Raw genomic sequence first — 24,707 nt, forward strand, 5'->3', positions numbered from 1 at the left:
GAACGAGTACTCGACGCGCACCACTGACATGAGAGCGGAACATGCACTCCTCGACCACCGACATCACACCGTCCACCCGCTCCGCCCTGTCCGGGCTGTCCGGGCTGGTCGGCAACACTCCCCTCCTTCACGTCTCGGAGCCGCTCGCCCCGGCGGGCCGCGGCTTCTGGGCCAAGCTGGAGGGCTTCAACCCCGGCGGCATCAAGGACCGCCCCGGTCTCCACATGGTCGAACGGGCCCGCGCCCGGGGCGACCTGCGCCCCGGCGCACGGATCATCGAGTCCACCAGCGGTACGCTCGGACTCGGCCTCGCCCTCGCCGGCATGGTCTACGGACACCCCGTCACCCTGGTCACCGACCCGGGCCTGGAGATGTCCATGACGCGACTGCTGACCGCGTACGGAGCCCAGGTCAACGTGGTCTCCGAGCCGCACCCCACCGGTGGCTGGCAGCAGGCCCGCCGGGACCGGGTCACCCAGCTCCTCGCGCAGCACCCCGACTCCTGGTGCCCGGACCAGTACAACAACCCGGACAACACCACCGCGTACACCCCGCTCGCCCTCGAACTCGCCACCGAGCTCGGCCACATCGATGTCCTGGTGTGCAGTGTGGGGACCGGCGGGCACTCGGCCGGAGTCTCCCGCGTCCTGCGTCAGCTCTACCCGGACCTGACCCTGGTCGGCGTCGACACCATCGGCTCCACGATCTTCGGCCAGCCGGCCCGCGCCCGGCTGATGCGCGGCCTCGGTTCGAGCATCTACCCGCGCAACGTCGCGTACGACCAGTTCAGCGAGGTGCACTGGGTGGCCCCGAGTGAGGCGGTGTGGAGCTGCCGGCAGCTCGCCACCTCCCACTACGCGACCGGCGGTTGGAGCGTCGGCGCGGTCGCCCTGGTCGCGGGCTGGCTCTCCCGCGCTCTGCCCAAGGAGACCCGGATCGCCGCGATCTTCCCCGACGGACCGCAGCGCTACCTCAGCACCGTGTACGACGACGACTACTGCGCCGCCCACGGCCTCCTCGACGGCCCGCCCGCGCCCGAGCCCGATGTCATCGGCAGCCTGGACGAGAAGGAGGTCACCCGTTGGACCCGGTGCACCACTGTCGTCGATCCCCTCACCCTCACCGCTGAGGACTCGGCCGCCGACGACGTGGCCGGCTCCGAGCCCACGGACGCCGCGGAGGAGCGGGCCTGATGAAGGGCACTCTCTCCGATTTCCGTTCGTACGAACGCAGTGTGCGTCTGCTGATGGTGAATCAGTTCACCATCAACCTCGGCTTCTACATGCTGATGCCGTATCTCGCTGCCCACCTCGCGGGCCCCCTCGGGCTGGCCGGCTGGCTGGTGGGACTCATCCTCGGTGTACGCAACTTCAGCCAGCAGGGCATGTTCCTGGTCGGTGGCACGCTCGCGGACCGGCTCGGCTACAAGCCGATGATCATCGCCGGTCTCGCCCTGCGCACCGCCGGCTTCGCGACCCTGGGACTGGTGGACTCCGTGCCCGCGCTGATCGCCGCCTCCGCGGCGACCGGCTTGGCCGGCGCGCTGTTCAACCCGGCCACCCGCGCCTACCTCGCCGCGGATTCGGGTGAGCGCAGAGTGGAGGCGTTCGCCCTGTTCAACGTCTTCTACCAGGCCGGCATCCTGCTCGGGCCCCTGGTGGGCATGGTGCTGACCGGGGTCGACTTCCGCGTCACGTGCCTGGTCGCGGCGGGCACTTTCGCCGTCCTGAGCGTGGTGCAGATCCGCGCCCTCCCGGCGCGCAGGGCCAAGGAGACGAAGGGGAGGGAGGGACCGAGCGTGCTGGCCGAGTGGCGCGGCATTCTCGCCAACCGCCCGTTCCTCCTCTTCTCCACGGCCATGATCGGCTCGTACGTCATGTCCTTCCAGGTCTACCTGGCGCTTCCCCTGGAGGTCCGACGTCTCGGCGGCGAGGGTACGTTCGGCACGGTGGCGGTGGCCGTCCTCTTCGCCGTGTCCGGGCTGAGCACGATCCTCCTCCAGACGAGGGTGACCGCCTGGTGCAAGGCCCGCATGGAACCGGGGCGGGCTCTCACCTGGGGTCTGCTCACGATGAGCGTCGGGTTCGTGCCCCTGCTCGTCGCCTCCGCGGTTCCCGTACCGGGCGAAGGCATCGCCCTGTGGCTGTTGGCCTCCGTACCGCCGACGCTCGCGGCGCTGCTCCTGGCCATGGGCACGATGATCGCGTACCCCTTCGAGATGGACACGATCGTCCGACTCTCGGGCGACCGCCTCGTGGCCACGCACTACGGCCTCTACAACACCATCTGCGGAGTCGGCATCACCGTGGGCAACCTGCTGACCGGAGCGGCTCTCGACGCCGCCCGGAAGGCCGGCCTGTCCGCGCTCCCCTGGCTGGCGCTCACCGCGCTCGGCCTTGTGTGCACCGCCGCCCTGTACGGGCTGCACCGCACCGGCCGACTGGCCGCGCCTCCGTCAGGGGCTCGCCCGGCGCCTCTGACCGTCTGACCTGACACCCGCGGCAGGGGGCGGGCGCCCACGAAGCGCCCGCCCCCGTATCGCCGGACACACATTCGGGCGTGAACCGCGACGACCGCCCCGGCGCGGAAGGCGCGCACCACCGTGCGACTCCTTAGCGCTCGTCCTGCCGGACAGGCTGTCTCTATTCTGAGCGGAGCGGGACTGCGCAGTACCCGCAGGTTGCGGAGCCGTGGCAGAGCGGCCCAATGCGATCGGCGTGAGCGATGCCCCACTCACGTCGACTGATGGGGTTCGGGCGGGCATGCCCCTCCTCGTCCGCGGGTTCGAATCCCGCCGGCGCCGCAGCCGAACGCACCTTGCGGTCCGCACGTCTCGGGCTGTGCATCGCGCCTGTTCCACGGCCGTTCCACATACCTGCGAAGAATCGCGGACCGGCCCGCACGGCACTCCATCCGCCAGGGTGCGGGTGACCGCCAGACGCCATGGCCAACGGCGAACGGGATGCTGAGCGCCTCGGGTGGCGGCACGAGTGGACCGAGACGTACGCGCACCCGTCCTCCGCGGCGACCAGGTACTCGGCCTGCTCGCCCAATGGTGTGTCAGCACAGGATGTGGCGGCGGGCCTTCGCCAGGAGCGGGTCGAGCGGCCGGCGGCACGCCTCGCACACGAGGGTGTCCGCAGAGACCCGGGGCGGGGGCACGGGGGCAGGCGCCCGGGACGCCCGCTCATGGGCCGCGCGGACGGCCTGAGCGTGCCGGACCACTGCGTCCCGGCGCTCCTGTGCCTGCCTTTGCACCTCATTCTGAGAGTCGAGAATCCGCTTGTGCACGTCCTCCGGCAGCACCGCACCGTGCGGCGCCAGGCCGAGAGAGTCGAGCGGCATCGTCACCTTTTCCAGCTCGTCCAGCGCGCACGGCGGATGGTGGAGCCCATACATCGACAGGTCAGGCGCCTTCCACCACTCACCCACCTGCCGGTGCGGGCGGCCCAGCGATGTCGCCGCCTGGCTCTGGGAGACGGAGTAGAACCACACCGGTAGGCCCTCGTCGAGCACGATGTGTGGAAAGTGCACCCGAGGCCGCCAGAACCAGACGTCGACCACGCCCTGGCGGACGTAGTCGCGGTGACGATGCCTCCAGCCGTCATCGGTCATCAGCTTGCGCTGCGCCTCCAGCGCGATCTTTGTACCGTCCTCCAGCAACACCTCGACGTCGGCCCGCCGGTCACGGTCCGGCGTCCACTGCTCCAGCCGTACCCGGGCAACCCCAGGCCTCGACCGTGCCCAAGCCGCCAGTGTGTGCTTGGTCGTGATGTGCCAGACGGTCTCCGGGCCGTGGCCACCCTCGGGAGCCTGGCCGGGCGGGTGCGCGAAGTGCCGGCGGACCTTCCCGCCCAGCCGCCCGCGCGTCACCAGCGGCACTCTGGTGCCTACCGGGACCTCGAACCCGTGGAAGCAGTAGAAGCACACCAACTGGCCCGTGCCGCCGTACCCGAGCCGCTTCCACAGCTCAGGCGGCCCCTCGGCGATGTGCACCTCTCGCCGGGTCTCCAGGTCGAAGCCGACCACAAGTAAGTCGTCCTGCACCGTGCCCTCCCCTGCATGGCGAGGCCGCCCCGACGGCCGCAGCCGGGGCGGCCCTGGTCCCCCGTATCGAGCCGCTACTTCATGAGTGCCACGACCAGGCTGTCGTCGATGCCGCCGAGACAAGACCGCGCTGATGGCCGCGGGTGTGCGCCTCCAGGGCCATGTGCGCGGAGTGCCGAGCGCCGAATGTTCGGCGCTCGAACATGATCGGCAAGTCCATGTCTTGGACGATACGGCAGCATGGCCGGCGAGCGGAAGGGATCTTCAGGCCGCTCGGCTCGGCCTGAGGGCAGCGTGTGATGACAAGCTGCCGCCACCGCCGAACGCCGGTGACCTGCCCCTATCCAACGGCGGCCGCTCGCTGCCATGTCACGAGTCCGGCGGGGTGAGATCGGTCTGCGCGCAGACTGGACCTGACTGATCATCACAGCGCACACCCAGCTCCGTCTCGCCCGCCCGCTCGCCGAGGGCTTCAGCCATCCCGGAATCGACCCACCGAACCCAAGTCCGCCTATGGCCCATCACGGGTCGCACGCCCCAGACCCCGAACTCGGGCCGGTGGGCTCAGCACACCCAAGAGCCGCTCACTCGGCTTCGATCATGTCGCCGACGACGCAGACGAATCCCTTCACGAGGGCATGCGCACGTCGGCCAGCTCGGACCGCGCCGGCCACGCTGCCATCGCGCGGGAAGATGACGACCTCGGCGACCTCGGCCCCATCGCGGAGGATCTTCACACGGTCCCCGGCCCTGAAGTCCCCCTCGATGGGGTCGATGTAAACGGCACTGTCCCCCTTCGTGAAGACAAAGACATCCGTGACCTCGGCCCGGTTCATCCGCCGACCTTCCATCAGTAGTACCCACGTTCCTTCATGGTGGCGATCTCAGCCTTCAGCTCACCGATCTCCTCCTCGGTGAGCGCATACTTATCAGGGTTTGCGAGCAGCCCTTCCCTCGCCTCTATCTCACATTCGAAGACATCCCCCCTGCCCTCCGTCTGCTGCTTCGAATGGATCATCTCTTCACCGATCGTCCGCGTATCGAATTTGTGAGAATCGCGAACCAGGATCGTATCTCCGAGGGTGACCGCATAATATGACTCAGGATCATCTTCCTCTTCCCGGCTGGCGACCCACTCGAAATACGAATCCGCCTCCTCGCCGGAAATGATGGCGATATCACTCTCTTCCGCCTCCGCGTAGAGGCCTTCGATCGCCACCCGCTTCTCAGGGGTCAGAGCTTCCGGCACATCTTGACCGTCGAAGACGCTTTTCCGGAACATGGCGACAGGCTCGGCATGTTCACCCGGATCCCCTTCGCGGTCCAGCACGGACGTCTCCGGGCCATCGGACTCTTCGGGTGCGTCAGGTTCCTCAGGCGTGCCCCGGTCCTGCCAGACTGGCTCATCCCGATCATCCGGCTCATCCGTCTCCTCCGCGCCATCGGGCTCATCGGCCTCCTCCGGCTCATCCGGCTCATCCCTGCCCTCCGGCCCGTCAGGCCCCTCCGCATAATCAGGCCCCTCCGCACCATCAGGCCCGTCGGGTTCCTCTGGACCGTCCGGCTCATCCGGCTCCTCCGCACCATCCGGCTCGTCCGGTCCCTCTGGACCCTCCGGCTCCTCCGGGCCATCCGAGTCATCCACCCCATCGGGCTCATCAGTCTCACCGGACCTTTTGGAGTCACCGCTGGCGCGACGCGGGCTCGCGTCGTCCACCGGCTCCGCCGGCTCGCCGAAGTCGTCTCCGTTCGCGAACTCCGACCCCCTGCCGGATTCCGGCGCCTCGCCCTTCGGGGTGTCCGTGCCCTCGCCGCCGTACAGCTCGCCCACCCTGCCGTTCCCCTCCACCAGTCGTCGCCCATGCCCTGCGTCTGGGGCGCGGCGCCTTTGCGAACCGCCCGAGCTGCTGGATCATCATATAAACGCAAGTGGCGGGCTGTTCAGGTGTGCAACCACTGCCCCAGCCGCCGAGGCTGCCCGGGTGGGGCGGCCCGGACGGTCAGGACGTGCTGCCGTGGTCTTCCGGGAGGCCCGTGCCGCCCAGGCGGGCGAGCAGGGTGGTCACCTGCTCGATGCCGCCGGCCCATTCCGGGGCGGCGAAGACGTCGGCCGCCACCTGCTCAGCGGCCTTGAGGACGTGACCGGGCCTGACCCTGACGAGGGGCGTGGGAGATTCCGCTTGCGACTCCGATGGTCAGGTCGCGGTGGGGAGGTGACGTGCTGCTGCAAGTTGGGCCATCGTCCGAAGTCTCGCGAAGTAGGAGGCGCAGTACTGCGAGTTGATCAGGGACGCAATCTTGTCCAGGTCGGCGATGCACGCCCAGAGGATGGCAATGCCGCTGTCGTCGAGCCCGCCGTTCAGCTCTCTCAGGACGAGGCCGGCGACGTCGGCGTCCAGGAGGATCAGCTCCACGCCCTCGATGTCGACGCCGCGGAAGCTGTCGGGGTACAGCGCGCGCCGGTGTTCCTCCCAGAGACGGGCGAGTAGCTCTTCAGGTTGTCCTCCCCTCCCCTCGACCGCTGCCGCTTCTACCTCACGTGCTGGGCGAAGGAGCAGGCAAACGGCGTCGAAGACGGCACGCACCCTGTCGATGGCCCCGGCCGGGCCGAGCGAGGCACTTGTGACGGTGCCCTGCGTGAGTTTGTCGCGCAGTAGCCGGCTGCGGTCGAGTTCGGCGGCGAGTTCGACCGATATGAGCCCAGAGTCGGTGGCCCGCTCGATGAGTTTCTGGAGTGGTTCGTTGATGGCCAGACGCTCGACAAGGACGTGCTCCAGGGCGAACAGGGAATGCGTGACGGCGACGGTGGCGAACTCGTACCGGTAGTAGGAGTGCCGGATGAGTTCGCGGGCCGTTTCCAGCGCGCTCATGACGTACATCGACGCGTCGGTGGGCAGAACCAGGTCGGCAACCAAGGTGTGCATGCCCGCATAGTCGAGAACGACGCCGCGGGCACGCGGGTCCTGGACTGGCAGAGGGGGCGGGCCGGGCAACGGCGGCGGGGTGTTCACCGGTGCAGTCTTGTCATCAGAAGGCTGCCGGTGCCAACGGATTTGCTCGGGGCGGTTGGCGACCCGGTGCCGCACGTCGCAAGCTGCCAGGTCGGACCTTGAAGAACGAGCACACCGGTTACGCCTTTGGGTCGAGCGTACGGTTCATGGGCCGCCGGGCGGCTCAAGGACAGACCCGGCCAGGTACCACGCGGGGCGAGCTTCAGCACATTGCGGGCTCTCGCCGACATTCAGTGGGAACTCACACCAGGAAGCGTGCACCGCCGGGTCGGTGCGGCCTGGTGGACTCTGTAGCTCGGGCCGCAGACCATACTGGTCGAGCCCCGATCACCCACTGGACGGTTCCATGGCCAAGAGCAGCTCTTCATCGACCACTGTCCCTGTTACCACGTGGCTCGGACGTGGGCGTCACCTCGGTCCCGAGGCCGAGCGTGACGTCCGACGCAACCTGCTCGCTCTCAAGGCGGCCAGGGTGATCGACGACTTCCTCGACCTCGACCCCGTCGAGGCCGCCCGCTCGACCGACATGTTCCCCCGGGACGAGTCCGCCGACCCTGGCCCCTCGGCCCGCCGCGTGTTCGAAGCACGCTGGCGCGTCTCCGGCGACGTCACGGTGCGCGCACAACTGACGACCTACGAGTCTGATTCCCGCCGCAGCGGCAACGAGAGCGAGGTCGCCTGGGTGCTGGCCGCCGAGGCGGAGCGGGCGTGGGAAGCGAGCTGGCCTTCACCCGCCACCGTGTTCTGGCCCGACAGCGACCAGGTCGCCTGGGATCACGACATCGTGCCCGGCGGGCGTCTGCGAACGACCAACTACCTCCCCAAGGACGATGGCGAGTTGCGGCGCCTGCTGCGGGACTGCGCCCGGCAGAGCTGGTTCATCCATGTCGTGGTGCACGAGGCGATGACGCCGGACGCGCTGGGGCGGCGGCCGGTCACTGCATGGTTGCCACCGAGCCTCAAGCACCAAGTGATCGAGCACCGGGCCACGCCGGAGCAGGCGCTGATCGCCGACTTCGCGATGAAGCGTGAGCTGGGGGTGGGGCTACCGCGCGGCGGGGCCGTCGTCCTGCCCCCCGTACCGCAGACCGGCGGCTACGAAGCGGAACGCTTCACGGTGGGCAACGTCTTCCTCGACGGTACCGAGCCGACCGGACTCCTGGAAAAGATCGTGGAGTTCGCCTCGCTGCCACGACCGCTGCCGGCCGACGCCGAACAAGCTCTCACACGACTGCACCAAGGCTGGCACCTGCTCACCCCCGACGAGGAACTCGTCCACGCACGGGCCATGGTCACCTGGTACGCCGAAGCGCTCAAGGCCATGACGGCATCCTGCGACCTGTACCGAGAGGCAGCCGAATCGGCACACGCCGCGCTCTCCGAAGCCACCAGCGGCAACAACGCACCCAGGACACCCTCACCGGGGGCCGAGCCGGGCGCCTCACCTCTGAAATCCCTCACGAAGTCGCTCGCCCTCTTCCGCAGGCCTGACCGATAGGCCGTGTATGGAAGGTGTCCCTTGAGCGATGGATGCTCTGGCCATCGGGCAGGGACATCTCAGTGGCTGTTGTTGTTCCGAACTTGAGGAGTGCTGATCGAACGGGAGTCACCTGAACTCCCGACCCGACCGGTCCTCCCCCGTGCCCGGCCGCACGGCGAGGCCAGAGCACCCACAGGCACGACGCCTGGCGTACCGCCACCACCGGCGTCCTCGCAGCAGTGCACACCTTGTCACCCGAGCGGTGGGAGGCGAGGACATCTGCAAGGGCCAACCGGCGGCGACTGTGAAAATCGCTGTCCGATCACCGGAGCATGGTGATAGACACCCGGCGTGGAAAAGAATCTTGAGTTCCCCGACCTGTTGCGACTGATAGATGAACGGTCGACCGCCTTCCGCGCCGTGGTCGCCGCCGCGCCCGGGCTCGACGCGCAGGTGCCGACCTGCCCCGGGTGGACGCTGTTCGATCTGGTGAAGCACCTGGGTGGGGGCGACCGTTTCTGGGCCGCCATCGTTGGCGCGGGGCCTGCCGGCGCTCCCCCGGCCGAGGCCGTCGCCGCGCGCGCCGCGCTGGAAGTGCCGCAGGAACGTGAGGCCCTGCTGGCCTGGCTGGACGCGTCGACGCAGCTTCTGCTGGGCGCCCTGCGAGCGGCGGGACCGGAGAGCGGTTGCTGGACGTGGTGGCCCGCGTCGCAGTCACCGCAGACCGCCGGCGGCACCGCCCGACACCGGGTCCAGGAGACCGCGGTGCACACCTACGACGCCCAGCTCGCCGGGGGCTCCCCGCAGCCGCTGCCGGTCGAGCTGGCACTCGACGGTGTGGAGGAGTTCCTGTTCACCGTCTGCGCAACGCCGAGTGCCTGGCCGCACAAGCCCACGGCCTTCGACTTCCACGCCACCGAGGGCCGCTCCTGGCGCCTCACCGTCGACGGCGACGGCGCAGGCATCACCCGCATCCCCTCTCCCACCGCCGCGACCGGCGAAGACACGGACGCAGCCGGCGCCTCCGTCCACGGAACGGCCAGTGAGCTGGTCCTCTACCTGTACGACCGGATCCAGGCCGACTCCTTGCACGTTGACGGAGACGCAGGGCTGCTCGACCTGCTCCGTGCCTGGGAGCCGGAGGAGAAGTAGGACGTAGCGGGGGCGGTTGGCCGCGCCTCGAGCCGGTAGGACACGACTCTTCGCCAGGTTCGTCGGCCGCTGGACCGGGCTCAACCCGCGAGGCGGCCTCTGGGCGTCACCAGACCACGGGGCGCGCGAGCGTGGTATCCGATATCGACATGTCGGACGCCGCGTGGGCCGTGGTCCGGCCACGGCTGCCGGTGTCGGGCTGGCTGCGGGGCCGGGGCGGGCAGCTGGAGGCTTATTGCCACCGCGCGATGCTGGACGCGATCCGCTACCTGGTCGATAGCGGACGCGGTCGTCGGCTCTGACGGCCGCGGCTTCGACGGCGGCAAGCCGATCAACGGGCGCAAGCGGCACGTCGTGGTCGACACCCTTGGCCTGCCGCTCGCGGTGATGGTCACCGCAGCAGATGTGGACGACTGCACCGCGGCCCAGTCCTGCTCACCCAGGTCACTGCCGCACACCGACTGCTGGCCCTGGTCTGGGCCGACGGCGGATACACCGGCAGCCTCGTCGAGTACTGCCTCGCGGCCCTCGCCCTGGTCCTCGCCATCGTCAAACGCAGCGACAACATGCGCGGCTTCGTCGTGCTGCCCAAGCGTTGGATCGTCGAGCGGTTCTTCGCCCACCTGATGCGAAGTCGCCGCCTCGCGCGCGACTTCGAGCGTTCCATCGCCGGCGCGGAGGCGACGGTCTACTGGTCGATGACGATGCTCATGACCCGCCGCGTCGCCCGGCCACGTCCTTCGCGAGCGTGAATCGGCCGGTTGCCGGCTCGATCAGCCAGCCGCACGCCGCCACCCGCTTGGCCTTCGATCGCAGTGCCTCCACCTTTCCCGTACGGGGTCCAGGCCGAAGCAGGCAGCCATCTCCTGGCACGTCAAAGCTCTTTGCGGGCGGGCGGTGCTGGAGCCGTTGTTTGCCGCAAGGCACGAAAGGCAGGGCGGGCCGCCGGCCTGGCCTCGGCGGCAGCTGATCGACGGCCTACGGTTGCGAGCCCGGACCGGTGTGCCGTGGCGGGACGCACCCGGCGGGGGTACGGGCCGTGGGGCCGGGTCTGCGACATGTTCCGCCGATGGCAGCGGGACGGCAACTGGCACCGGATCCTCACCCAGCTCCATGCCCTGGTCGATCACGTGCGCGCAGACCTGGATCAACCGCGTCAAATCAGCGAAACAGGGGTGTGCGGGCTCCCAGGCACGGGCGGCGACGAGGAACATCGAGCGGTCCCCCAAGGCGCAGGGCAAGGGCGACGCCCTAGTCGCGTACGGAGCGTGAGACGTTTCGACCGGTGAGTGACGAGATCGCCCGGGCAGCGGCCCTGGCTGTGATGCCCCGCACAGGACCCACGTCACGTCCTAAGGGAGGTAGTACGCGGGGGTCCCGCGATCCCGCGCCCAGGCGGATCACGACAGGCCATTTCCGGCAATTGCTATGCAGTGGGGTAGTACGTCACATCCTTGCGCTTCGCTCGGAGCGCCCCTAACCATGGCTGTCGTTCCGGGGATCCCGGTGCGGGGCCCGACAGCAGAGCACGTTCGCTCGACCGCCCCAGCCACCTCGCGGAGTGCAGCTCCGCTTCGCCGCCACCGCATTCGGTCGGCATCCCCACGTCGTCGTCAGATGGAGAGTTACTCGCGTATGACCGCCCCCACGCAGAACACCACCAGCCGCATCGCCCGTTTCCGCAAGCTGTCCGTCGCGGGCATGGCCACCGCGGGTGCCGCAGCAGCGGCGCTCACGCTGATCCCGTCGCCCGCTCAGGCAGCCCCGGTGTCGGCGAATGTCTCGGCGGCCCAGGTGTCAGCGGCGGAAGCTCCGGCGGCCAAGAAGGCGAAGAAGCAGTACGCCGACAACCTCGACGGCTGGATCAAGGAAGCCCTCGACATCATGAAGTCCGAGAAGATCCCCGGCAGCTACGAGGGCCTGCACCGCAACATCATGCGTGAGTCCTCCGGCAACCCGAACGCCCAGAACAACTGGGACGTGAACGCGCAGAACGGCACGCCGTCGAAGGGCCTGCTCCAGGTCATCCAGCCGACCTTCGACGCCTACCACGTCGACGGCACCCCGCACGACCTGACCGACCCGGTCGCGAACATCACGGCGGCCGCCAACTACGCGGCCGACAAGTACGGCTCCATCGACAACGTCGACTCCGCCTACTGATCGTCGTATCCAGGCAGCGCCTGCCTCTGGCAGCCGCGCCAGGGAACGCGACAAGGGGCCCGGCTGTGCCGGGCCCCTTGCTTTCGTAGCGGGGACAGGATTTGAACCTGCGACCTCTGGGTTATGAGCCCAGCGAGCTACCGAGCTGCTCCACCCCGCGTCGGTGAGTCCACTCTACACAGTGGCTCACGCGGGGTCGCACGCATTTCCCCGTCAGTCAGTCAGCCGCGGACGATGTTCTCGGCCTGGGGACCCTTCTGACCCTGCGTCACGTCGAAGGTGACCGTCTCACCCTCGACCAGCTCCCGGTACCCGTTGCCCGTGATGTTGGAGTAGTGGGCGAACACGTCCGGGCCGCCGTCCTGGGCGATGAACCCGAAGCCCTTCTCAGCGTTGAACCACTTCACGATGCCACTGGCCATGCTGCGTGTCCTTCGAACGTGCCGGGGGCGCCGGCCGGAGTAAGAGGGGGACCTCCCCCTGTGGGAAGCCACCCGGCGTCCGTTCTACCCCACTCACGTCCCACTCATTCGATCATCGTCCCGATGCGCGTGATGTTCCGCGCCCGGGAGTGTCCACGGTGCCGTGTCGACATCGCCACGGTGCACACGCGAGGACGCGTCCTTGCCCGTCGAGCGCATCTGCCCGGGGTACGGGTTGGGGTCCGACGACCTCGTACTTTGACGTCATCAGGTCCTCAGAACGGTCCAGAGCGGGGAAAGGCGAGCAGGTGTGGGCATTGCCTGAGCGCGCTGTCCGGCACCGGCAGCGCGCGCTTTCGACCGGTCACAGACCGGCGATGTCCCTGGCCCTCTTCAGCACGGAGTCGAGCGTGTCCACCCCCGTGTTGCGCCGGCTCTCGCGCGCCGCCCGGTCCGCCGGCACCAGCCGCGCGGCGACCTGCACGGCGTGGGCGTCCGGGTCGCCGAAGGCCGTCCGGGGGTGTTCTCCCGTCTCCGCACAGTGCGCAGTGACCTCCTTGACCGCCTGTAGCACGACTGCCCGGTCCACGCCCGGCTGCATGGCCAGCCGTACCTGGAAACGCGCCATCCACTTCTCGCGGTCCTTCTCGCTCGCCGCGTCCGTCGTCTCGGCCTTCTTCGCCATGCGCTCTCCCGGGTGATCGGCAGCCGTCCGTCATGGAGTGGGACGCCGCGGCACCGACGTAGGTTGCCGCAAGTCCACGGCCGACGAAACCGCGGCGCGGGAGCGAGAAGCAGTCCGTTCAGGCCGCCACCGTGCCCTGACTACAGGCTGAGTGCGTCCTCGGCGTTGTCCATCCACGCGGTGACCGAGTTGTCGTCGGACACGTTCAGCCCGGGCGTGGAGGCCTTGAGCGGCAGCTGCTCCAGGTCGGACTCGGTGTTCATGGTCATCGCGATCGAGGAGACCGTCTCGCTCTTGGCGTCCTTCAGTCCGCCCATGAGGCCGGCGTAGGCGGACTGGCCCGGTGCGAGCCGGATGGCGTCCTCGATACCGGGCGCCGTGCCACGCTCCGTCGCCTGCCCGTCCAGGTCACCGAAGGTCACGACGGGGTGGCCGAGGACCCGGCACGGCTTGCTGGACTTGTTGGTGATCTTCAACAGGTAGCTGCTGGTCGTGGGCTCTGCCTGGCTCGCGGTGAACGTCACGTCGTAGGTGCTGCAGGGAAAGACGTCGTAGTCCGGATCGGCTGTCGGCGGGGCCGGCTTGGTGGGTGCCGTCGGCTTGGCGGGTTTGGTCGGCTTGGCGGGTGCGGACGGGTTTGCCGGGCCGGACGGCTTGGCGGGCGCAGACGGTTCGGCGGGTTGCGACGGCGAGGTGGGAGTCGCGGTCGTCGGCACGTCGGTCCCGCCCGCGGCGCCGTCCTCGGAAGGGCCGCAGGCGGTCAGGGTCAGTGCGGACACGGCGAGGAGGGCGGCGGCGACGGCGGCTCTGCGAACGGTACTCATTGCGGTACTCCCCCGATGATGGCGCTCGAATTGCGCTGTGGTGGAACCCAGGTTCGCGCGAGAGCTTCACGGTTCGGTGACAGCGCCTTGCCGAATCCACCACGGTTCGTCCCATGGGTTCCGGGCGCCTCCTGCTTGGGCAGCCAAGGCAGAAACGACGCTGCCGGAGCGCTCCCCGGGGGGGGTACGGGGACGGCGCAGGCTGTGGTCGAGGCGCTGGGCGGCGCGGGCGGGCTAGGACCCCGGGGGACACTGGTCGGTCGGCGCGGCCGCCGTCGGCTTCGTGGTGGTCGGTCTATGGATGGCGGGGAGCGCGGTGATGCGGAAGTGCCAGATCCACCTAACGCGGGGCAGATGTACCGCAGAGCTCGGCGCTTCATGGACGTCACCGGCACGGACTGCGGTGTCAGGCGAGTTGCGTCTTCGCGGCGGTGGGCGGGTCCGAGGCGAAGGCGGCGGCGGTCGAGTTCGACGCGGCCGTGGCCCAGGGCATGGCCGGCGCCGGACCGGCTCCGGCAGCACGGGGCGGAGCAGAAGACCAGCGGCACCGGGCGGAGCGGGCGAGTCGAATGCGGCCCCGTACACTCGCTAGCTGATTCCGCCGCAGGTAAGGACACCACCGCAGTGAACCAGTACGACCCCATGAGCCGGGCAGCAAGCGACGCGCCGATCTACGCGACTCTCGTCCGGGAGCGCGGGGACGTACCGGCGGAGGCGAGGCAGGTGGCCGCACGGGTGCTGGAGGAAGCGGACCGGGCTGTCGACTTCAGCTCGGTGCGCGCCGTCTGAACGCACGGCGGACGAACGGCTTCGGCCGCAAGCCAGGAACAGGGCACCGCCGACACGGGCGTGCCTTTTCGACGGCGTAGCGGACGAAGCCACACGCGAGCACAGTGTTCCGCGTCCAGCAGGCGTGTGTCTCCATGTTCCACCGGAGCCGCTCGTCCCCGTTCCCCGGACTCGCGCCCTCCGGTGCACCTCAGCCACGGACGCTCTGCTACCCGCAAGGCCCGAAGCCATCCACCCCCTGCCCCGGCTGCTCGACGGTAGAGGTGCTGCTCCTTCCCGTCGGCGGCCGACGAACCTGCGGCCCCTGTGCGGGTCCACCCAGACGAACCGTGGGCCCGCGACCGCTTCCACCGCTCGAGCGACCCGCCCCATCCCGAATGCGGTCGGCCGCCGACTTGGACACACCGAACCGTGGCGCAATCTGCCGCAGCGTCAGGTTCGTCCGCCAGTAGGCCGCGACCAGAAGGCCCCAGTCCCCCCCCCCACTCCGAACTGTCGGCCAGGCAGCGGTACCACCAGAGCTGTGTGCGCCACTGGCCCCGGTGCGCGAACGGCACTTTCTTCTTCGCATGCACCAACAGCAGCGCGGCCTCCGGCGAGCGCGCCGCCAGGAACATCCTGTACCGCCGTTGACGACTTCTCCGCCCTCGTGGCCGGCTGGACTTCGAGCTCGTCGACGACGACAGTCGTGACGAGGATGATGAGCCGGCAATCAGCCGGAACTGACGCCGCGGGTGAAGGGGAACCTCCGGCGCGCGCAGCCCGCCGCAGGGAACCAACGAACCGGACGTACAGGGAGGGAAACGCGTGGTGCGGGAGTGCTGGTTCTGTGGGAATGCCACACCGGCTTCATGGCACGACCGCGTCCTGGGGCTGCACCAGAGCGCCGACACCACGATGACCGCGTGGATCGTCGTTCTACGCACGACGTGGCGCCAAGAGGTCGTGCATGTGCCACGCTGTGCACGCTGCCACTACGGACATCAGATCGAGCAGACCGCGGCGGTGCTCTCCATAGCCGCGTTGATCGCCTATTCCGCCAGCGGCCAGCTGGACCGACTCCTCGGCATTCTGCCGACTTCGGGCCCAGAGCGGGCGGTCGCAGCGATCTGGGCGGCCGTCGCCTGCCTGCCCGGTCTCACCTGGATCGCCATCAGGCATGGTTGGCTGCCATGGCGGCGTCTGGCACCCCACCGCCTGGGCTATGCCCGCCATCACCCGGAGTTCATCCGGCTCCTGGACGAGGACTGGAAACCCAGGCCGGGTCCCTTCCCCTACTGGGGAAACCCACGGAACCCCCATCGCCCTCCGCCGCCGAGCAGATTCCGACGACTGACCGGACGCGTCTTCGACCTGGCCGGAGCAGCCTGCGTCATCGGCATCCCCATCGCCTACGTGCAGGGCTACGAGGAACTGGCCGGAGGTCTCATCGCGGCGGCGGCAGGACTTTTCTGGCTGTCCTCGAAGATCAAACCCGACAACTGAACGCCGACTCCGAAACGATTCCCAGCCGGCGCCCGACAAGCTCCTCAGTGACAACTGGGTCTCGCAGTTCGATGAGGAGTCAGGTCGTCACCCGACGCCAACAGCCTCCTGTTCACGGTCATCGGCCCAAGGGATGCGGCGCAGCCCGGGGCTCTGTCCGGCGGAGGTGGTGGGAGTGAAGCCGTTGCGCTCGTAGTACGCGACCAATTCGCCTCCGCCGCCGGCCCACCAGCCGACTCTCAGCAGCGCCACGCCGGCCCGCCTGGCTTCCCGGAGTCCAACACCAGGGCTCCGACAGGCATCCCGTTCAACTCTGCGATATGGGGGCGTTCTCCGTCAGACATCACTCCACTCGCTCCACCCCGCCGGGCTGCTGCGAGTACGGCGTCGTGCCCCACTGCTCGGTGTTCCCGCGATCGTTCATCCAGACCACAGCAGAGTCGAGCATGTCCAGAATGGCCGGTGTGTGCCGGTGCGTCGTCGAGGCCGCCTGGCTGGTCTGATCCGTATGCCATGTGTGCTGTCGTTCACGGCAGAAGCTCAGGCACCATGCCTGTCCGGCGGCGCACCTTGCTGAATCCCAGCGACCCGTGTTTGCCCCGAGCCAGTCCACCCATCCCGGATTGGCCTTGGTGGGACTCGCCTTGGCGTCTCTAGGTTCCTGACATGCGCATCCATATTGTTGACGCCTTCACCGATCGCCCCTTCGCCGGGAACCCGGCGGCCGTATGTCTCCTGCCGGCTGGAGAATGGCCCGATGATGCATGGATGCATCGGATTGCGGCCGAGATGAATCAATCAGAGACGGCGTTCGCTCTCCCGCTGCCCGCGTCGTCCGAGGTCGACTGGGCGATACGTTGGTTCACTCCACTCGTCGAGTCGAGACTGTGCGGCCATGCCACGCTGGCCACCGCGCACGTGCTGCGCGCCGAGCGGGGCATCGTCGGCACCGTGCGGTTCATGAGCCGCCAACACGGCGTCCTCGTCACGCACGCCGGCGAGGAAGGCGGCATAGTTCTGGACTTTCCGGCTGCGGTCAGCACCAACGTGCCTGTGCCAAAAGGACTTTCCGAGGCGCTGGGCGCCTCACCGGAGGCCACGTTCCGTTCGAAGGGACTCGGTGACCTACTGACAGTCCTGCCCGATGAGGCCACTGTCCGGGCCGCCGCTCCGGACCTGGACGCGGTGGCCGCACTAACGCAGCGAGAGGGCCTGCGAGGAGTCATCGTCACGGCTCCAGCCGCCAACTCCGGACTGGGACACGACTTCGTCTCCCGCTTCTTCGCGCCGGCCAGAGGCATCCCCGAGGACCCAGTCACGGGTAGCACCCACACCGCGCTCGCCCCATTCTGGTCCGCGCGACTTGGCCGCAACGAACTCACCGGCCTTCAGGCATCCGCGCGCACCGGGCTGGTCCACACGGCCGTACGTGGCAATCGCGTACACCTCACCGGAGACGCCGTTACGGTGCTGGAGGGTACCTTGCGCACCTCCCCGAGCCTGGGCGGCGGATCATGAGCGGAGCCAGAGCCCGATCACAGCGACGGTGACTGTGCCGTGGAAGACATAGGCCCGCTTGTCATACCTCGTGGCCACGGCCCGGAATTCCCCTACGCCGCCCAGACCATGCGCATCCTGCGCCACCGCACCGACCTGAAGAACAGCCAGGTCACCACGAGACCGTCCACTCGATTTCGGACCTGCCCTCTCAATAGGCATCGCCGCAGCGGCTCGGACGGCTCGCCCGCTCGCAGTGGTCTCGCCAGAACGACTTCGACGAGTACGCCGACGTTCAGAGGACTAGCGGTCGAGCAGTGGCAGCGCAGGGAAGGTGTGGTCCTGCCAGATCACGCGCGAGGCTTCTTCAGGGTAGGCGGCGAGGCTTGCCCGGTTCTCGGCGTCGAAGAGTCGTACGCGGCGCTCTCGGGTGTCGTACGCCGGCCAGCCTGGATCGCCGTGGGTGGCGAAGGAGGTCCACGCGGCGCGCATGCGCGCGGACAGCTCCTCCGCCTCTGGGGACGGGCTCTCGCCGATCAGCGCCGCGGGCTGGCCGCGGTCCAGGTTGCCGAAGACCAGGGGCACGTCGACGCCGTGGCAGGCGCCGAGGGCACCGCCCATCCCCGGGGCGGACCAGGTCAGTTCGTAGAGGTGGACGCTGCCGCCGGCAGCGGCTTGAGCCTCGGCGAGGTGGAGGGAGGGCATGCGGAACAACCAGTCGGAGTTGACCAGCTCGTAGAGCTCCTCCGGTCCCGCGGCCGGGAAGGCCTCGCGGTAACGGTGTGCGGCGTCCCGGCCGGGGCCGAAGACGTGCAGGGCGGTCTCGGCCTGCGCCGCTGTGACCTGGCCGAGCACGCCGTCGAGTGCGGCCAGCAGCCGCGTTTCGTGGCGGGTGTGGCCGACGAGGAGGTCGATGTCCCGGCCGGCGCCCTTCGCCAGGGCCTGCCACGGGGTGACCCGCAGGGTGTCGCCGTCGATGACCGGCGAGAAGGGGATCGCCCTGTGTGCGACCGGCCCCCAGCGATCCGCCCAGGTGTTCGTCTTGGCACTGACCGCGTCACCGGCGGCGGCCAGACGGGTGGGGTCCACCTCGGACAGGTCGGCCACCGTGGGCCGTAGTCCCAGCTCGGCGGCGCACGCGGTGGAGATGTCGGCGGCCAGTTCCGGCGAGAAGTACGTACCCTGCACGCTCTGTGCCACGGCCCGGCCGAACAGCCCTGCCGCGCGCTCCGTCGCCAGCAGGGCGGCGACCGATCCGGCCCCCGCCGACTGGCCGAAGACCGTGACGCGGCCCGGGTCGCCGCCGAAGGCCCGGATGTTGTCGCGTACCCACTCCAGGGCGGCGATCTGGTCCAACAAGCCTCGATTGGCGGGCGCGCCCTCGATCTGCCCGTACCCCTCCAGGCCCACCCGGTAGTTGAACGTCACCACGACGACGCCGTCACGTGCCAGGCGGCCACCGTCGTACTCGGGAAGACCGGACATGCCGATCGAGTAGGCGCCGCCCTGGATCCATACCATCACCGGCAGACCCGCGACCGGGCTCGGGTCGGGCGACCAGACGTTGACCGTCAGCCAGTCGTCGCCTGCGGTGTCCCGCGCCAGCGCGTCCATGCCAAAGTGGCCGCCCTGCGGTGGCGGCGGGCCGTACGACACCGCCGGCCGCACCCCGTCCCATCCCCGTACTGGCTGCGGCGCGGCGAAGCGCAGCGGGCCGATCGGCGGCTCGGCGAACGGGATCCCACGGAAGACCGCCACGCCCGCCTCGCGGCTGCCGCTCAGCATCCCGCCCGCCGCGCGGACCTCGGGTCCGGACGCAGCCCCGGCCCCGGAAAGGTCGGAAGGCTCGGACGGGTCCGACGCGCCAACGGTCATCACAGCTCCCTCAATGGGCGGCCTGAACGTTCCGGGATCATGCCCTGCCACCTCTACGCGCGCCAGGCAATTTCGTCGGTGTCGCGGGGCCGTACAGATCGCTCGGCACGAAGTTGAACGAAGCCGCGGGCCACCCGGCGCCGATCGGGACCGCCAGGCCGACCCGCGCTCTCCGCGCCGGGTGCGGCAGACGTGGTGCTATCGCTGGATCGGGCGTCGACTGCCGGAGCTCGTGCGCCCTCGACGGACCACCACGGCTCGCCTTCGGCGGTCAGACAGGGCGGCCGTGGACCGACGGTGCCGCCGTCCTCGTGGACGGATACCGGGCTCACGCTGTTGCGGGCACATGCTTGCAGGTCTGAGGCTCGGCGACCTCCTGGTGGTGGGTCTGACACAGTGCGAGGCCCCTGCCGCGCGGGCAGAGGCCTGCGCTGGCGTCCCTTGGGTAGCCCGCGCCCTGCCCGCCGTGTGCACGTTCGGTTAGGCTGGCCTTGCCTGGCGTACGGACCCGGGCGTGGTTTGGGTTCCAGTGCCGCAGGTGGGAACAGACGGAGGCAGGGCGCAGGTGAGAAACGGTGACCGAGCCTGTGGGCGGCGTGCGCCCGCTGGGGGCGGGACTCTCATGCGGGTGACGGGGGACGCGGGTTCCCGCCCGGCGCCCGGAACGAGGCGTCGTGGATAAGATCGCGCTCACGGCCGGAGCCTTGTACGTCATCGTCCTGCTCCGAGCAGGAGGGACGTTCGCCGTCGGGTGGCTCGCCGGCGCCGGTGCACGGCGCAGCAGGTTCGCCGGACGGATCTCCTCCGCGAAGTTCCAACGCGCCGAGCAGGCGATCCAGCGGTGGGGCGCGCCGGTGGTGGCCGTCTCCTTCCTGACTGTCGGTTTCCAGACCGCCGCCAACTTCCTCGCGGGCAGCATGCGCATGCCGTTGCCGCGCTACCTCCCCGCCCTGTTCGTGGGCGGAGCGGCCTGGGCGCTGATCTACGCGACTGCGGGGCTCGGCGTGCTCGAAGTGCTGGGAAGGCTCTTCGCCGAGCGGACGGCCCTCGGGGTGTCCGCCGTTGCCGTCCTTCTCCTCGCGGTGTGCGGGGTGGTGCTGTACCGGAGGAGGAGGGCGCTCCCGTCCTCCGGCGACACCGTGACGGACGAAGCGTGAGCCCGTCCCGATGCGTGTGCTGCTCTACAGCCGCCACGGCACCGCACGCACGAGCGCTCCGCCACCGCGGGAGTGGACACCAGGGGCGGAGGCGTGCGCGAGGGTCGTCGGTCTGATGAGCGCGTCGGTACTCCAGGCAATGAGGGCGCCGTCAGCGCAGCCCTAAGCGCGTTGCGTTTGGATCCCCGCACAGCCCAGAGCAGGATGCCCGCGATGTGGCATTCGTCCAGGTAGATGGTCGCGGTCACGCCCGCACGTTCCTGGCGGCGTCACCAACCCCGGCGGCAGCGGACCGCCTCTCCCGCAGCCACCTCTGTGACAAAATCCGCGAGTCTTCGGCACGATCGCTCAGTTGTCCTGCCCTGTCCTGTTCTGGAGGAATACCACGGCCATCAATTACGAGCTTGCTCCGGCCTGGTTGCCGTGGTCTGCCGTTGATCCCAGGCTCATCGGCTTTGCATGGGACGAGGAGGAGGCAGGTCAGCTCGCCGCGGTGATCGCCTCCATGGTGCCGCCTGACGATGCCGGGTGGGAAGGGAGGCATCGCTTCACCGCCGAGGTCACGGCGCTTCTGGCTGCCCGATATGGCCGGTGGGCCTGTGGGTGGGATTGGGCGGTCGGGGAGGGCGGGGGTGGTGGCGTTGTCAGCAGTTGGTGCTGCGCATCCCATTCCGTGGGTGCGCCAGCAGCTACGGCTGCCAACGTGGTCGCTTCGCTGTTGGAGTGGCGCGAGTGGCTGGAGGAGTTGGCCGAGCGGTTCGAGCAGTTGGCTCCGCCGGCGGGAGCGAATGCCGGGGATCGCAGTTGGCACCTGGAACGGGCGGCTACCCGACTGGTGACGGTGGTCGTGGACCGGACGGGTGCCGAATGCGGCTGGTACGGACTCTGCCGCACGGTGCTGACGTGGTTCCTCTCCTCCACCGGCATGGGACCTGAAGCCGCGCGGGACGCGGTCGACACCGCGGTGGGGGGACGATTCGAGAGTTGGACGGTGCCGTCGCGGACCCTGGTCGACTCCGTGGGAGAGGATCTCGCCGTGGATCTGACCGGAGAGCAGCCCTACCGTGACCGCTGACGCCTTGGCTGCCTGGTGCCGGGTCAGGAACCAGGTCGACTGGACTCGGGTGGGCCGTGAGACAGCGGCCCCTGTCGAGGCGGCCGTGGACGGCCTCATCGTCTGGTGCGGTGCGGGGCGGCGTTCCTCGGACCTCGATCGAGGCGACCGCTTGCTCTCGGCGCTGGTTCAGTCGCGTGCGGACGCTGCCCGCAAGCGCCCCCTCACCTGCTTGCTGCTCGCCGAATGGCAGCGGGTTGTTCTTGGCGTGCCTGAGGTTCCGTTCCGGCAAGGCGATGCCTTCGCCAAGGGCGGCCGGGAGCGCTACGCACTCACGGCGCACACCCAGCGGGACTTCGAGCGCTGCCTTCGCGACAGCGCCGATCCGCTGGTCCCCCTGGCCTCCCGTGCGGCCAGGGCCTACCTGGACGTGGCCTTCTTTCACCCCTTCCCGGACGGCAACGCCCGCCTCGCCATGCTCGTGCTCGGCTACGTCTTGGAGCTGGAGGGGGTTCGGCTGGATGAGGTCGGCCCCTTGCAGACCACGCGTTACGCGGACGACGCCCTCGGCGCGGCGGATCTGGCTGCCATGGTGTCCGTCCTCATCCACTCGACCCACCGCCGGGCAATCAGAGCCCGTCACTGAGACCGGGCCGCCGCATCCGTGCAAGGTGGCCTCGGCCTCCCTTCGGCCGTCAGCGGCTGGATGCGGAGAGGGGCACCAAGGTCGGTGCCGTCGCTGCGATCACAGATTCGATCAGCACGATCGAAAGTGCTTCCTAAACCCTTGACTTCGATCGATCCGATCGTATCGTTTCAGTCGTCGCGTGATGCCGCGTCACCATCCTTGTCACCGGCCCCAGTCCGACCTCGCTGAAGTGCGCGCGCCCCCCATCAACCCCGCCCGCTCCTCAGGTTTCTCGCTCATCACCGGCAAGCGGGTGGAATCTCTCCTCAGGAGGACACATTGCAACGTCGCAAGGTCCTGACCTCACTTCGCGCCCATGGCGCGCGAGTTCTGACGGCCGTTGCCGCCGCGCTCGCCCTCGCTGCCCTTCCCGTCGCGGCTCCGGGCGCCGTGGCGAAAAGCTTCGAAGTGGCTAGCGCGGCAGCGGGGTTCACCGTGTATACCAATGAGCGGGGCGCCCATCCGCCGGGGCAGACTCAGTACGGCGCCACCAAGGCCACCGTTGTCTACGACGTCTTCGCCTACCGGTGCGACGCCGCCGGATGTACCTCCAACGGTGGGGCCTTGCCCTCTCAAGCCACGTACGAGGCCAAGGTCAAGGAGTACATGGGCGCCGGGCAGTTCGGCGGTGAAGCCACCGCTCCGGTCGTGCTCGACTTCGAGGACATCGAGCTCACCCAGGTGCCCACGGGGCAGGCGGCCACCAACGCCTACAACCTGTGGCGGCAACTGCTCACCTGGACCCGCAACGCCGCCCCGCAGGCGCCGATCTGCCACTACGGCTACGACTGGCAGACCCGCAACCAGAACCTCATCAAGCAGCTGCACGACGACAACCTGCTCAACTGCTTCGCCCCGCGGGCGTACTTCGACGACGGGCAGTCGCTAGCCTCCTGGACCAGCAGGTTCGACGCGTCGATCGCCCGGGACCGCGCGATGGCGCCCAGCCACCCCATCTACCCCTACGTCAACCCGGTCTCGTTCCCGTCGGAGACGTACCAGCCGGGCAACAGCTGGGCCCACGTCATACAGGCGGTGAAGGCCAAGGCGGACGGTGTCGTGCTCTGGGAGACCAGCGCCAAGAACGCCAACGCCTGCCCCTGGGTGTCGCAGCACTCGTACGAGATGGGTGTCATCACCGGAACCAGCAGCAGTGGCCCCCTCAGGGCCAGCGCCACCACGCCGAGCGGCAACTGCACCGTGTCCCGCGGCGCCCAGATCCCGATTCCGGTCACGATCACCAACACCTCCAGCGCCACCACGCCCGCCACCCAGATGCTGTCCATCGGAGGCCAGTCACCGGGGGTCGGCACGTACAGCACCGGCTGGCAGTACTGGAACATCCCCGCCCTCGCCCCGGGTGCTACGGCCCAGACAACGCTGTACCTCAACATCGACGCGTCCCAGGTCACGAGCACCGTGCTGCTCCACCTCAAGACCGGTATCAGCGACACTCGTCTGGCGTTGATCGTGCTGTGAGGCGGGCCCTCAGCGGGCTACATCCAGTCGCCCGCTGGGCCGGCTCACTCACTTCAGGGCGTACACCCTCCTCGCCGTGCCGGCGAAGAGCGCGGACCGTTCCGCCTCGCTCAGGTCCGACGTCAACTGGCGTGCGGTGTCCACCACTTCGGCGTACGTCGTGGCCAGGAGACAGACCGGCCAGTCCGAGCCGAACATCAGGCGGTCCGCGCCGAAGGCTTCCAGGGCCGTTTCGGTGTAGGGGCGTAGGTCGTCCAGGGTCCAGTCGTCCCAGCGGGCCTCGGTGGGTAGGCCCGAGAGTTTGGCCGCCGTGTTGGGCAGGGTGGCCAGGGTGTGGAGGTGCCCTGCCCAGGTGTTCCATTCGCCGGTGGCGATGGGTGGCTTTCCCAAGTGGTCCAGGACGAAGGTGAGTTGAGGGAGGAGGAAGGCCGCCGAGGTCGCGGCGGGGAGCTGGTGCGGGAGGGCCACCAGGTCGTAGACCAGCCCCGCCGCGGCCACCGCTTCGAGGCCGCGGAGTACGTCCCGTCGCAGGATCCAGAGCGGGTCCGGTTCGCCTTGGATCTGGTGGCGGATGCCCACCAGCTTCTCCCCGCCCGGTAGTTCACGGAGCCGGGCCAGTTCGTCGGCCACGTCGGGGGCCGTGAGGTCCGTCCAGCCGACCACTCCCCCGACCAGGTCGTGCTCCGCGGCCAGCGCCAGGAGTTCCGGTGTCTCGTCTGCTGTCGTCACCGTCTGTACGAGGACCGTGGAGGTCACGCCTGCCTCTCTCGCCTCCACTGCCAGGTCCGGAAGCCCGAAGTTCCGTCGTATGGGACTCATTTCGTCGCCCTTGATCCACGGCTGGTCCCTGACGGAGAGGTCCCAGACGTGGTGGTGCGCGTCGACCATGCCCATGGCGC

General features: G+C 69.1%; 24 protein-coding genes, 2 tRNA genes and 3 pseudogenes. 17 read left to right on the forward strand and 12 right to left on the reverse strand.

Going from position 1 to position 24,707, the window contains the following annotated elements:
* Positions 1 to 41: 41 nt before the first annotated feature.
* The 3 genes from ACWCO8_RS22480 to ACWCO8_RS22490 all read left to right on the forward strand — a co-directional run bounded on the left by ACWCO8_RS22480 (position 42) and on the right by ACWCO8_RS22490 (position 2,803).
* Positions 42 to 1,193: a PLP-dependent cysteine synthase family protein gene (locus tag ACWCO8_RS22480; RefSeq protein WP_451033719.1), complete on the forward strand. Its 1,152-nt coding sequence runs from the start codon at positions 42 to 44 to the stop codon at positions 1,191 to 1,193.
* Complete coding sequence (locus ACWCO8_RS22485) at positions 1,193 to 2,488, forward strand: MDR family MFS transporter (RefSeq protein ID WP_451033720.1); 1,296 nt, start codon at positions 1,193 to 1,195, stop codon at positions 2,486 to 2,488. Before ACWCO8_RS22480 ends, ACWCO8_RS22485 begins: the two co-directional genes overlap by 1 nt.
* A gap of 196 nt (positions 2,489 to 2,684) precedes the next feature.
* Positions 2,685 to 2,803: transfer RNA gene (locus tag ACWCO8_RS22490), tRNA-OTHER, on the forward strand.
* A gap of 257 nt (positions 2,804 to 3,060) precedes the next feature.
* Here ACWCO8_RS22490 and ACWCO8_RS22495 read toward each other — a convergent pair.
* The 4 genes from ACWCO8_RS22495 to ACWCO8_RS22510 all read right to left on the reverse strand — a co-directional run bounded on the left by ACWCO8_RS22495 (position 3,061) and on the right by ACWCO8_RS22510 (position 7,058).
* Positions 3,061 to 4,029, reverse strand: a complete 969-nt coding sequence (locus ACWCO8_RS22495; protein ID WP_451033721.1) for a competence protein CoiA family protein — start codon at positions 4,027 to 4,029, stop codon at positions 3,061 to 3,063.
* 602 nt (positions 4,030 to 4,631) lie between these two features.
* Positions 4,632 to 4,883, reverse strand: coding sequence for a hypothetical protein (locus ACWCO8_RS22500; RefSeq protein WP_451033722.1), 252 nt, complete (start codon positions 4,881 to 4,883; stop codon positions 4,632 to 4,634).
* Between the two features lie 14 nt (positions 4,884 to 4,897).
* Positions 4,898 to 5,878, reverse strand: coding sequence for a hypothetical protein (locus ACWCO8_RS22505; RefSeq protein ID WP_451033723.1), 981 nt, complete (start codon positions 5,876 to 5,878; stop codon positions 4,898 to 4,900).
* 364 nt (positions 5,879 to 6,242) lie between these two features.
* Positions 6,243 to 7,058, reverse strand: a complete 816-nt coding sequence (locus ACWCO8_RS22510) for a hypothetical protein (protein ID WP_451033724.1) — start codon at positions 7,056 to 7,058, stop codon at positions 6,243 to 6,245.
* Between the two features lie 472 nt (positions 7,059 to 7,530).
* Between ACWCO8_RS22510 and ACWCO8_RS22515 the strand changes: the two genes are divergently transcribed.
* From ACWCO8_RS22515 to ACWCO8_RS22545, 7 genes and pseudogenes are all read left to right on the forward strand, one after another.
* On the forward strand, positions 7,531 to 8,556 hold the full coding sequence (locus tag ACWCO8_RS22515) for a hypothetical protein (protein WP_451033725.1): 1,026 nt from the start codon (positions 7,531 to 7,533) through the stop codon (positions 8,554 to 8,556).
* A 333-nt stretch (positions 8,557 to 8,889) separates the two neighbouring features.
* Positions 8,890 to 9,690: a maleylpyruvate isomerase family mycothiol-dependent enzyme gene (locus tag ACWCO8_RS22520; RefSeq protein ID WP_451033726.1), complete on the forward strand. Its 801-nt coding sequence runs from the start codon at positions 8,890 to 8,892 to the stop codon at positions 9,688 to 9,690.
* A gap of 149 nt (positions 9,691 to 9,839) precedes the next feature.
* A complete protein-coding gene (locus ACWCO8_RS22525; protein WP_451033727.1) occupies positions 9,840 to 9,992 on the forward strand; it encodes a hypothetical protein in 153 nt (50 codons plus the stop codon).
* Between the two features lie 7 nt (positions 9,993 to 9,999).
* Positions 10,000 to 10,117 (forward strand): annotated as a pseudogene (locus tag ACWCO8_RS22530) (transposase); the annotation flags it as partial.
* A gap of 43 nt (positions 10,118 to 10,160) precedes the next feature.
* On the forward strand, positions 10,161 to 10,442 hold the full coding sequence (locus ACWCO8_RS22535) for a transposase (protein ID WP_451033963.1): 282 nt from the start codon (positions 10,161 to 10,163) through the stop codon (positions 10,440 to 10,442).
* Between the two features lie 145 nt (positions 10,443 to 10,587).
* Positions 10,588 to 10,962 (forward strand): transposase, encoded by a 375-nt coding sequence (locus ACWCO8_RS22540; RefSeq protein ID WP_451033964.1) that lies wholly within the window; start codon positions 10,588 to 10,590, stop codon positions 10,960 to 10,962.
* 363 nt (positions 10,963 to 11,325) lie between these two features.
* Positions 11,326 to 11,853, forward strand: a complete 528-nt coding sequence (locus ACWCO8_RS22545; protein WP_451033728.1) for a transglycosylase SLT domain-containing protein — start codon at positions 11,326 to 11,328, stop codon at positions 11,851 to 11,853.
* 86 nt (positions 11,854 to 11,939) lie between these two features.
* On the opposite strand, the gene ACWCO8_RS22550 is transcribed toward ACWCO8_RS22545, so the two are convergent.
* From ACWCO8_RS22550 to ACWCO8_RS22565, 4 genes are all read right to left on the reverse strand, one after another.
* Positions 11,940 to 12,013 (reverse strand) — tRNA-Met (locus tag ACWCO8_RS22550).
* A gap of 61 nt (positions 12,014 to 12,074) precedes the next feature.
* The gene (locus ACWCO8_RS22555; protein ID WP_362016238.1) at positions 12,075 to 12,275 is read right to left on the reverse strand and encodes a cold-shock protein; all 201 of its coding nucleotides are present in this window, start codon (positions 12,273 to 12,275) and stop codon (positions 12,075 to 12,077) included.
* Between the two features lie 364 nt (positions 12,276 to 12,639).
* Positions 12,640 to 12,960 (reverse strand): hypothetical protein, encoded by a 321-nt coding sequence (locus ACWCO8_RS22560; protein WP_451033729.1) that lies wholly within the window; start codon positions 12,958 to 12,960, stop codon positions 12,640 to 12,642.
* Positions 12,961 to 13,100: 140 nt separating this feature from the next.
* Positions 13,101 to 13,784 carry a DUF4232 domain-containing protein gene (locus ACWCO8_RS22565; RefSeq protein WP_451033730.1) on the reverse strand — a complete coding sequence of 228 codons (684 nt, stop codon included), beginning with the start codon at positions 13,782 to 13,784 and terminating at the stop codon, positions 13,101 to 13,103.
* Positions 13,785 to 14,408: 624 nt separating this feature from the next.
* On the opposite strand from ACWCO8_RS22565, the gene ACWCO8_RS22570 reads away from it, so the two are divergent.
* Positions 14,409 to 14,573: a hypothetical protein gene (locus ACWCO8_RS22570; RefSeq protein WP_451033731.1), complete on the forward strand. Its 165-nt coding sequence runs from the start codon at positions 14,409 to 14,411 to the stop codon at positions 14,571 to 14,573.
* Positions 14,574 to 14,934: 361 nt separating this feature from the next.
* Here ACWCO8_RS22570 and ACWCO8_RS22575 read toward each other — a convergent pair.
* Positions 14,935 to 15,048 (reverse strand): annotated as a pseudogene (locus ACWCO8_RS22575) (helix-turn-helix domain-containing protein); the annotation flags it as partial.
* A 332-nt stretch (positions 15,049 to 15,380) separates the two neighbouring features.
* Between ACWCO8_RS22575 and ACWCO8_RS22580 the strand changes: the two are divergent.
* Positions 15,381 to 16,058, forward strand: a complete 678-nt coding sequence (locus ACWCO8_RS22580) for a hypothetical protein (protein ID WP_451033732.1) — start codon at positions 15,381 to 15,383, stop codon at positions 16,056 to 16,058.
* A gap of 87 nt (positions 16,059 to 16,145) precedes the next feature.
* Here the strand turns inward: ACWCO8_RS22580 and ACWCO8_RS22585 are convergent.
* A pseudogene (locus ACWCO8_RS22585) lies at positions 16,146 to 16,589 on the reverse strand (GNAT family N-acetyltransferase).
* A gap of 135 nt (positions 16,590 to 16,724) precedes the next feature.
* Between ACWCO8_RS22585 and ACWCO8_RS22590 the strand changes: the two are divergent.
* Complete coding sequence (locus tag ACWCO8_RS22590; RefSeq protein WP_451033733.1) at positions 16,725 to 17,576, forward strand: PhzF family phenazine biosynthesis protein; 852 nt, start codon at positions 16,725 to 16,727, stop codon at positions 17,574 to 17,576.
* Positions 17,577 to 17,858: 282 nt separating this feature from the next.
* On the opposite strand, the gene ACWCO8_RS22595 is transcribed toward ACWCO8_RS22590, so the two are convergent.
* Positions 17,859 to 19,430 carry a carboxylesterase/lipase family protein gene (locus tag ACWCO8_RS22595; protein ID WP_451033734.1) on the reverse strand — a complete coding sequence of 524 codons (1,572 nt, stop codon included), beginning with the start codon at positions 19,428 to 19,430 and terminating at the stop codon, positions 17,859 to 17,861.
* Between the two features lie 674 nt (positions 19,431 to 20,104).
* Here ACWCO8_RS22595 and ACWCO8_RS22600 point away from each other — a divergent pair.
* The 4 genes from ACWCO8_RS22600 (at position 20,105) to ACWCO8_RS22615 (ending at position 23,808) form a co-directional block, all read left to right on the forward strand.
* A complete protein-coding gene (locus ACWCO8_RS22600; protein ID WP_451033735.1) occupies positions 20,105 to 20,587 on the forward strand; it encodes a DedA family protein in 483 nt (160 codons plus the stop codon).
* Positions 20,588 to 20,939: 352 nt separating this feature from the next.
* Positions 20,940 to 21,662: a hypothetical protein gene (locus ACWCO8_RS22605; protein ID WP_451033736.1), complete on the forward strand. Its 723-nt coding sequence runs from the start codon at positions 20,940 to 20,942 to the stop codon at positions 21,660 to 21,662.
* Complete coding sequence (locus ACWCO8_RS22610; RefSeq protein WP_451033737.1) at positions 21,652 to 22,287, forward strand: Fic family protein; 636 nt, start codon at positions 21,652 to 21,654, stop codon at positions 22,285 to 22,287. Before ACWCO8_RS22605 ends, ACWCO8_RS22610 begins: the two co-directional genes overlap by 11 nt.
* A 606-nt stretch (positions 22,288 to 22,893) precedes the next feature.
* Entirely contained in the window at positions 22,894 to 23,808 is a 915-nt protein-coding gene (locus ACWCO8_RS22615) for a hypothetical protein (protein ID WP_451033738.1), read from the forward strand.
* Positions 23,809 to 23,856: 48 nt separating this feature from the next.
* On the opposite strand, the gene ACWCO8_RS22620 is transcribed toward ACWCO8_RS22615, so the two are convergent.
* Positions 23,857 to 24,702 carry an amidohydrolase family protein gene (locus ACWCO8_RS22620; protein ID WP_451033965.1) on the reverse strand — a complete coding sequence of 282 codons (846 nt, stop codon included), beginning with the start codon at positions 24,700 to 24,702 and terminating at the stop codon, positions 23,857 to 23,859.
* Positions 24,703 to 24,707: the final 5 nt, after the last annotated feature.

Source organism: Streptomyces sp. NPDC001927 (assembly GCF_053594455.1).

Excerpts from the sequence above, each read along its gene's own strand:
- ACWCO8_RS22480 (WP_451033719.1), top strand. The coding sequence starts at position 42 with ATGCACTCCTCGACCACCGACATCACACCGTCCACCCGCTCCGCCCTG.
- ACWCO8_RS22485 (WP_451033720.1), top strand. The coding sequence starts at position 1,193 with ATGAAGGGCACTCTCTCCGATTTCCGTTCGTACGAACGCAGTGTGCGT.
- ACWCO8_RS22500 (WP_451033722.1), bottom strand. The coding sequence starts at position 4,883 with ATGAACCGGGCCGAGGTCACGGATGTCTTTGTCTTCACGAAGGGGGAC.
- ACWCO8_RS22525 (WP_451033727.1), top strand. The coding sequence starts at position 9,840 with ATGTCGGACGCCGCGTGGGCCGTGGTCCGGCCACGGCTGCCGGTGTCG.
- ACWCO8_RS22545 (WP_451033728.1), top strand. The coding sequence starts at position 11,326 with ATGACCGCCCCCACGCAGAACACCACCAGCCGCATCGCCCGTTTCCGC.
- ACWCO8_RS22555 (WP_362016238.1), bottom strand. The coding sequence starts at position 12,275 with ATGGCCAGTGGCATCGTGAAGTGGTTCAACGCTGAGAAGGGCTTCGGG.
- ACWCO8_RS22560 (WP_451033729.1), bottom strand. The coding sequence starts at position 12,960 with ATGGCGAAGAAGGCCGAGACGACGGACGCGGCGAGCGAGAAGGACCGC.
- ACWCO8_RS22565 (WP_451033730.1), bottom strand. The coding sequence starts at position 13,784 with ATGAGTACCGTTCGCAGAGCCGCCGTCGCCGCCGCCCTCCTCGCCGTG.
- ACWCO8_RS22590 (WP_451033733.1), top strand. The coding sequence starts at position 16,725 with ATGCGCATCCATATTGTTGACGCCTTCACCGATCGCCCCTTCGCCGGG.
- ACWCO8_RS22595 (WP_451033734.1), bottom strand. The coding sequence starts at position 19,430 with ATGACCGTTGGCGCGTCGGACCCGTCCGAGCCTTCCGACCTTTCCGGG.
- ACWCO8_RS22620 (WP_451033965.1), bottom strand. The coding sequence starts at position 24,702 with ATGGGCATGGTCGACGCGCACCACCACGTCTGGGACCTCTCCGTCAGG.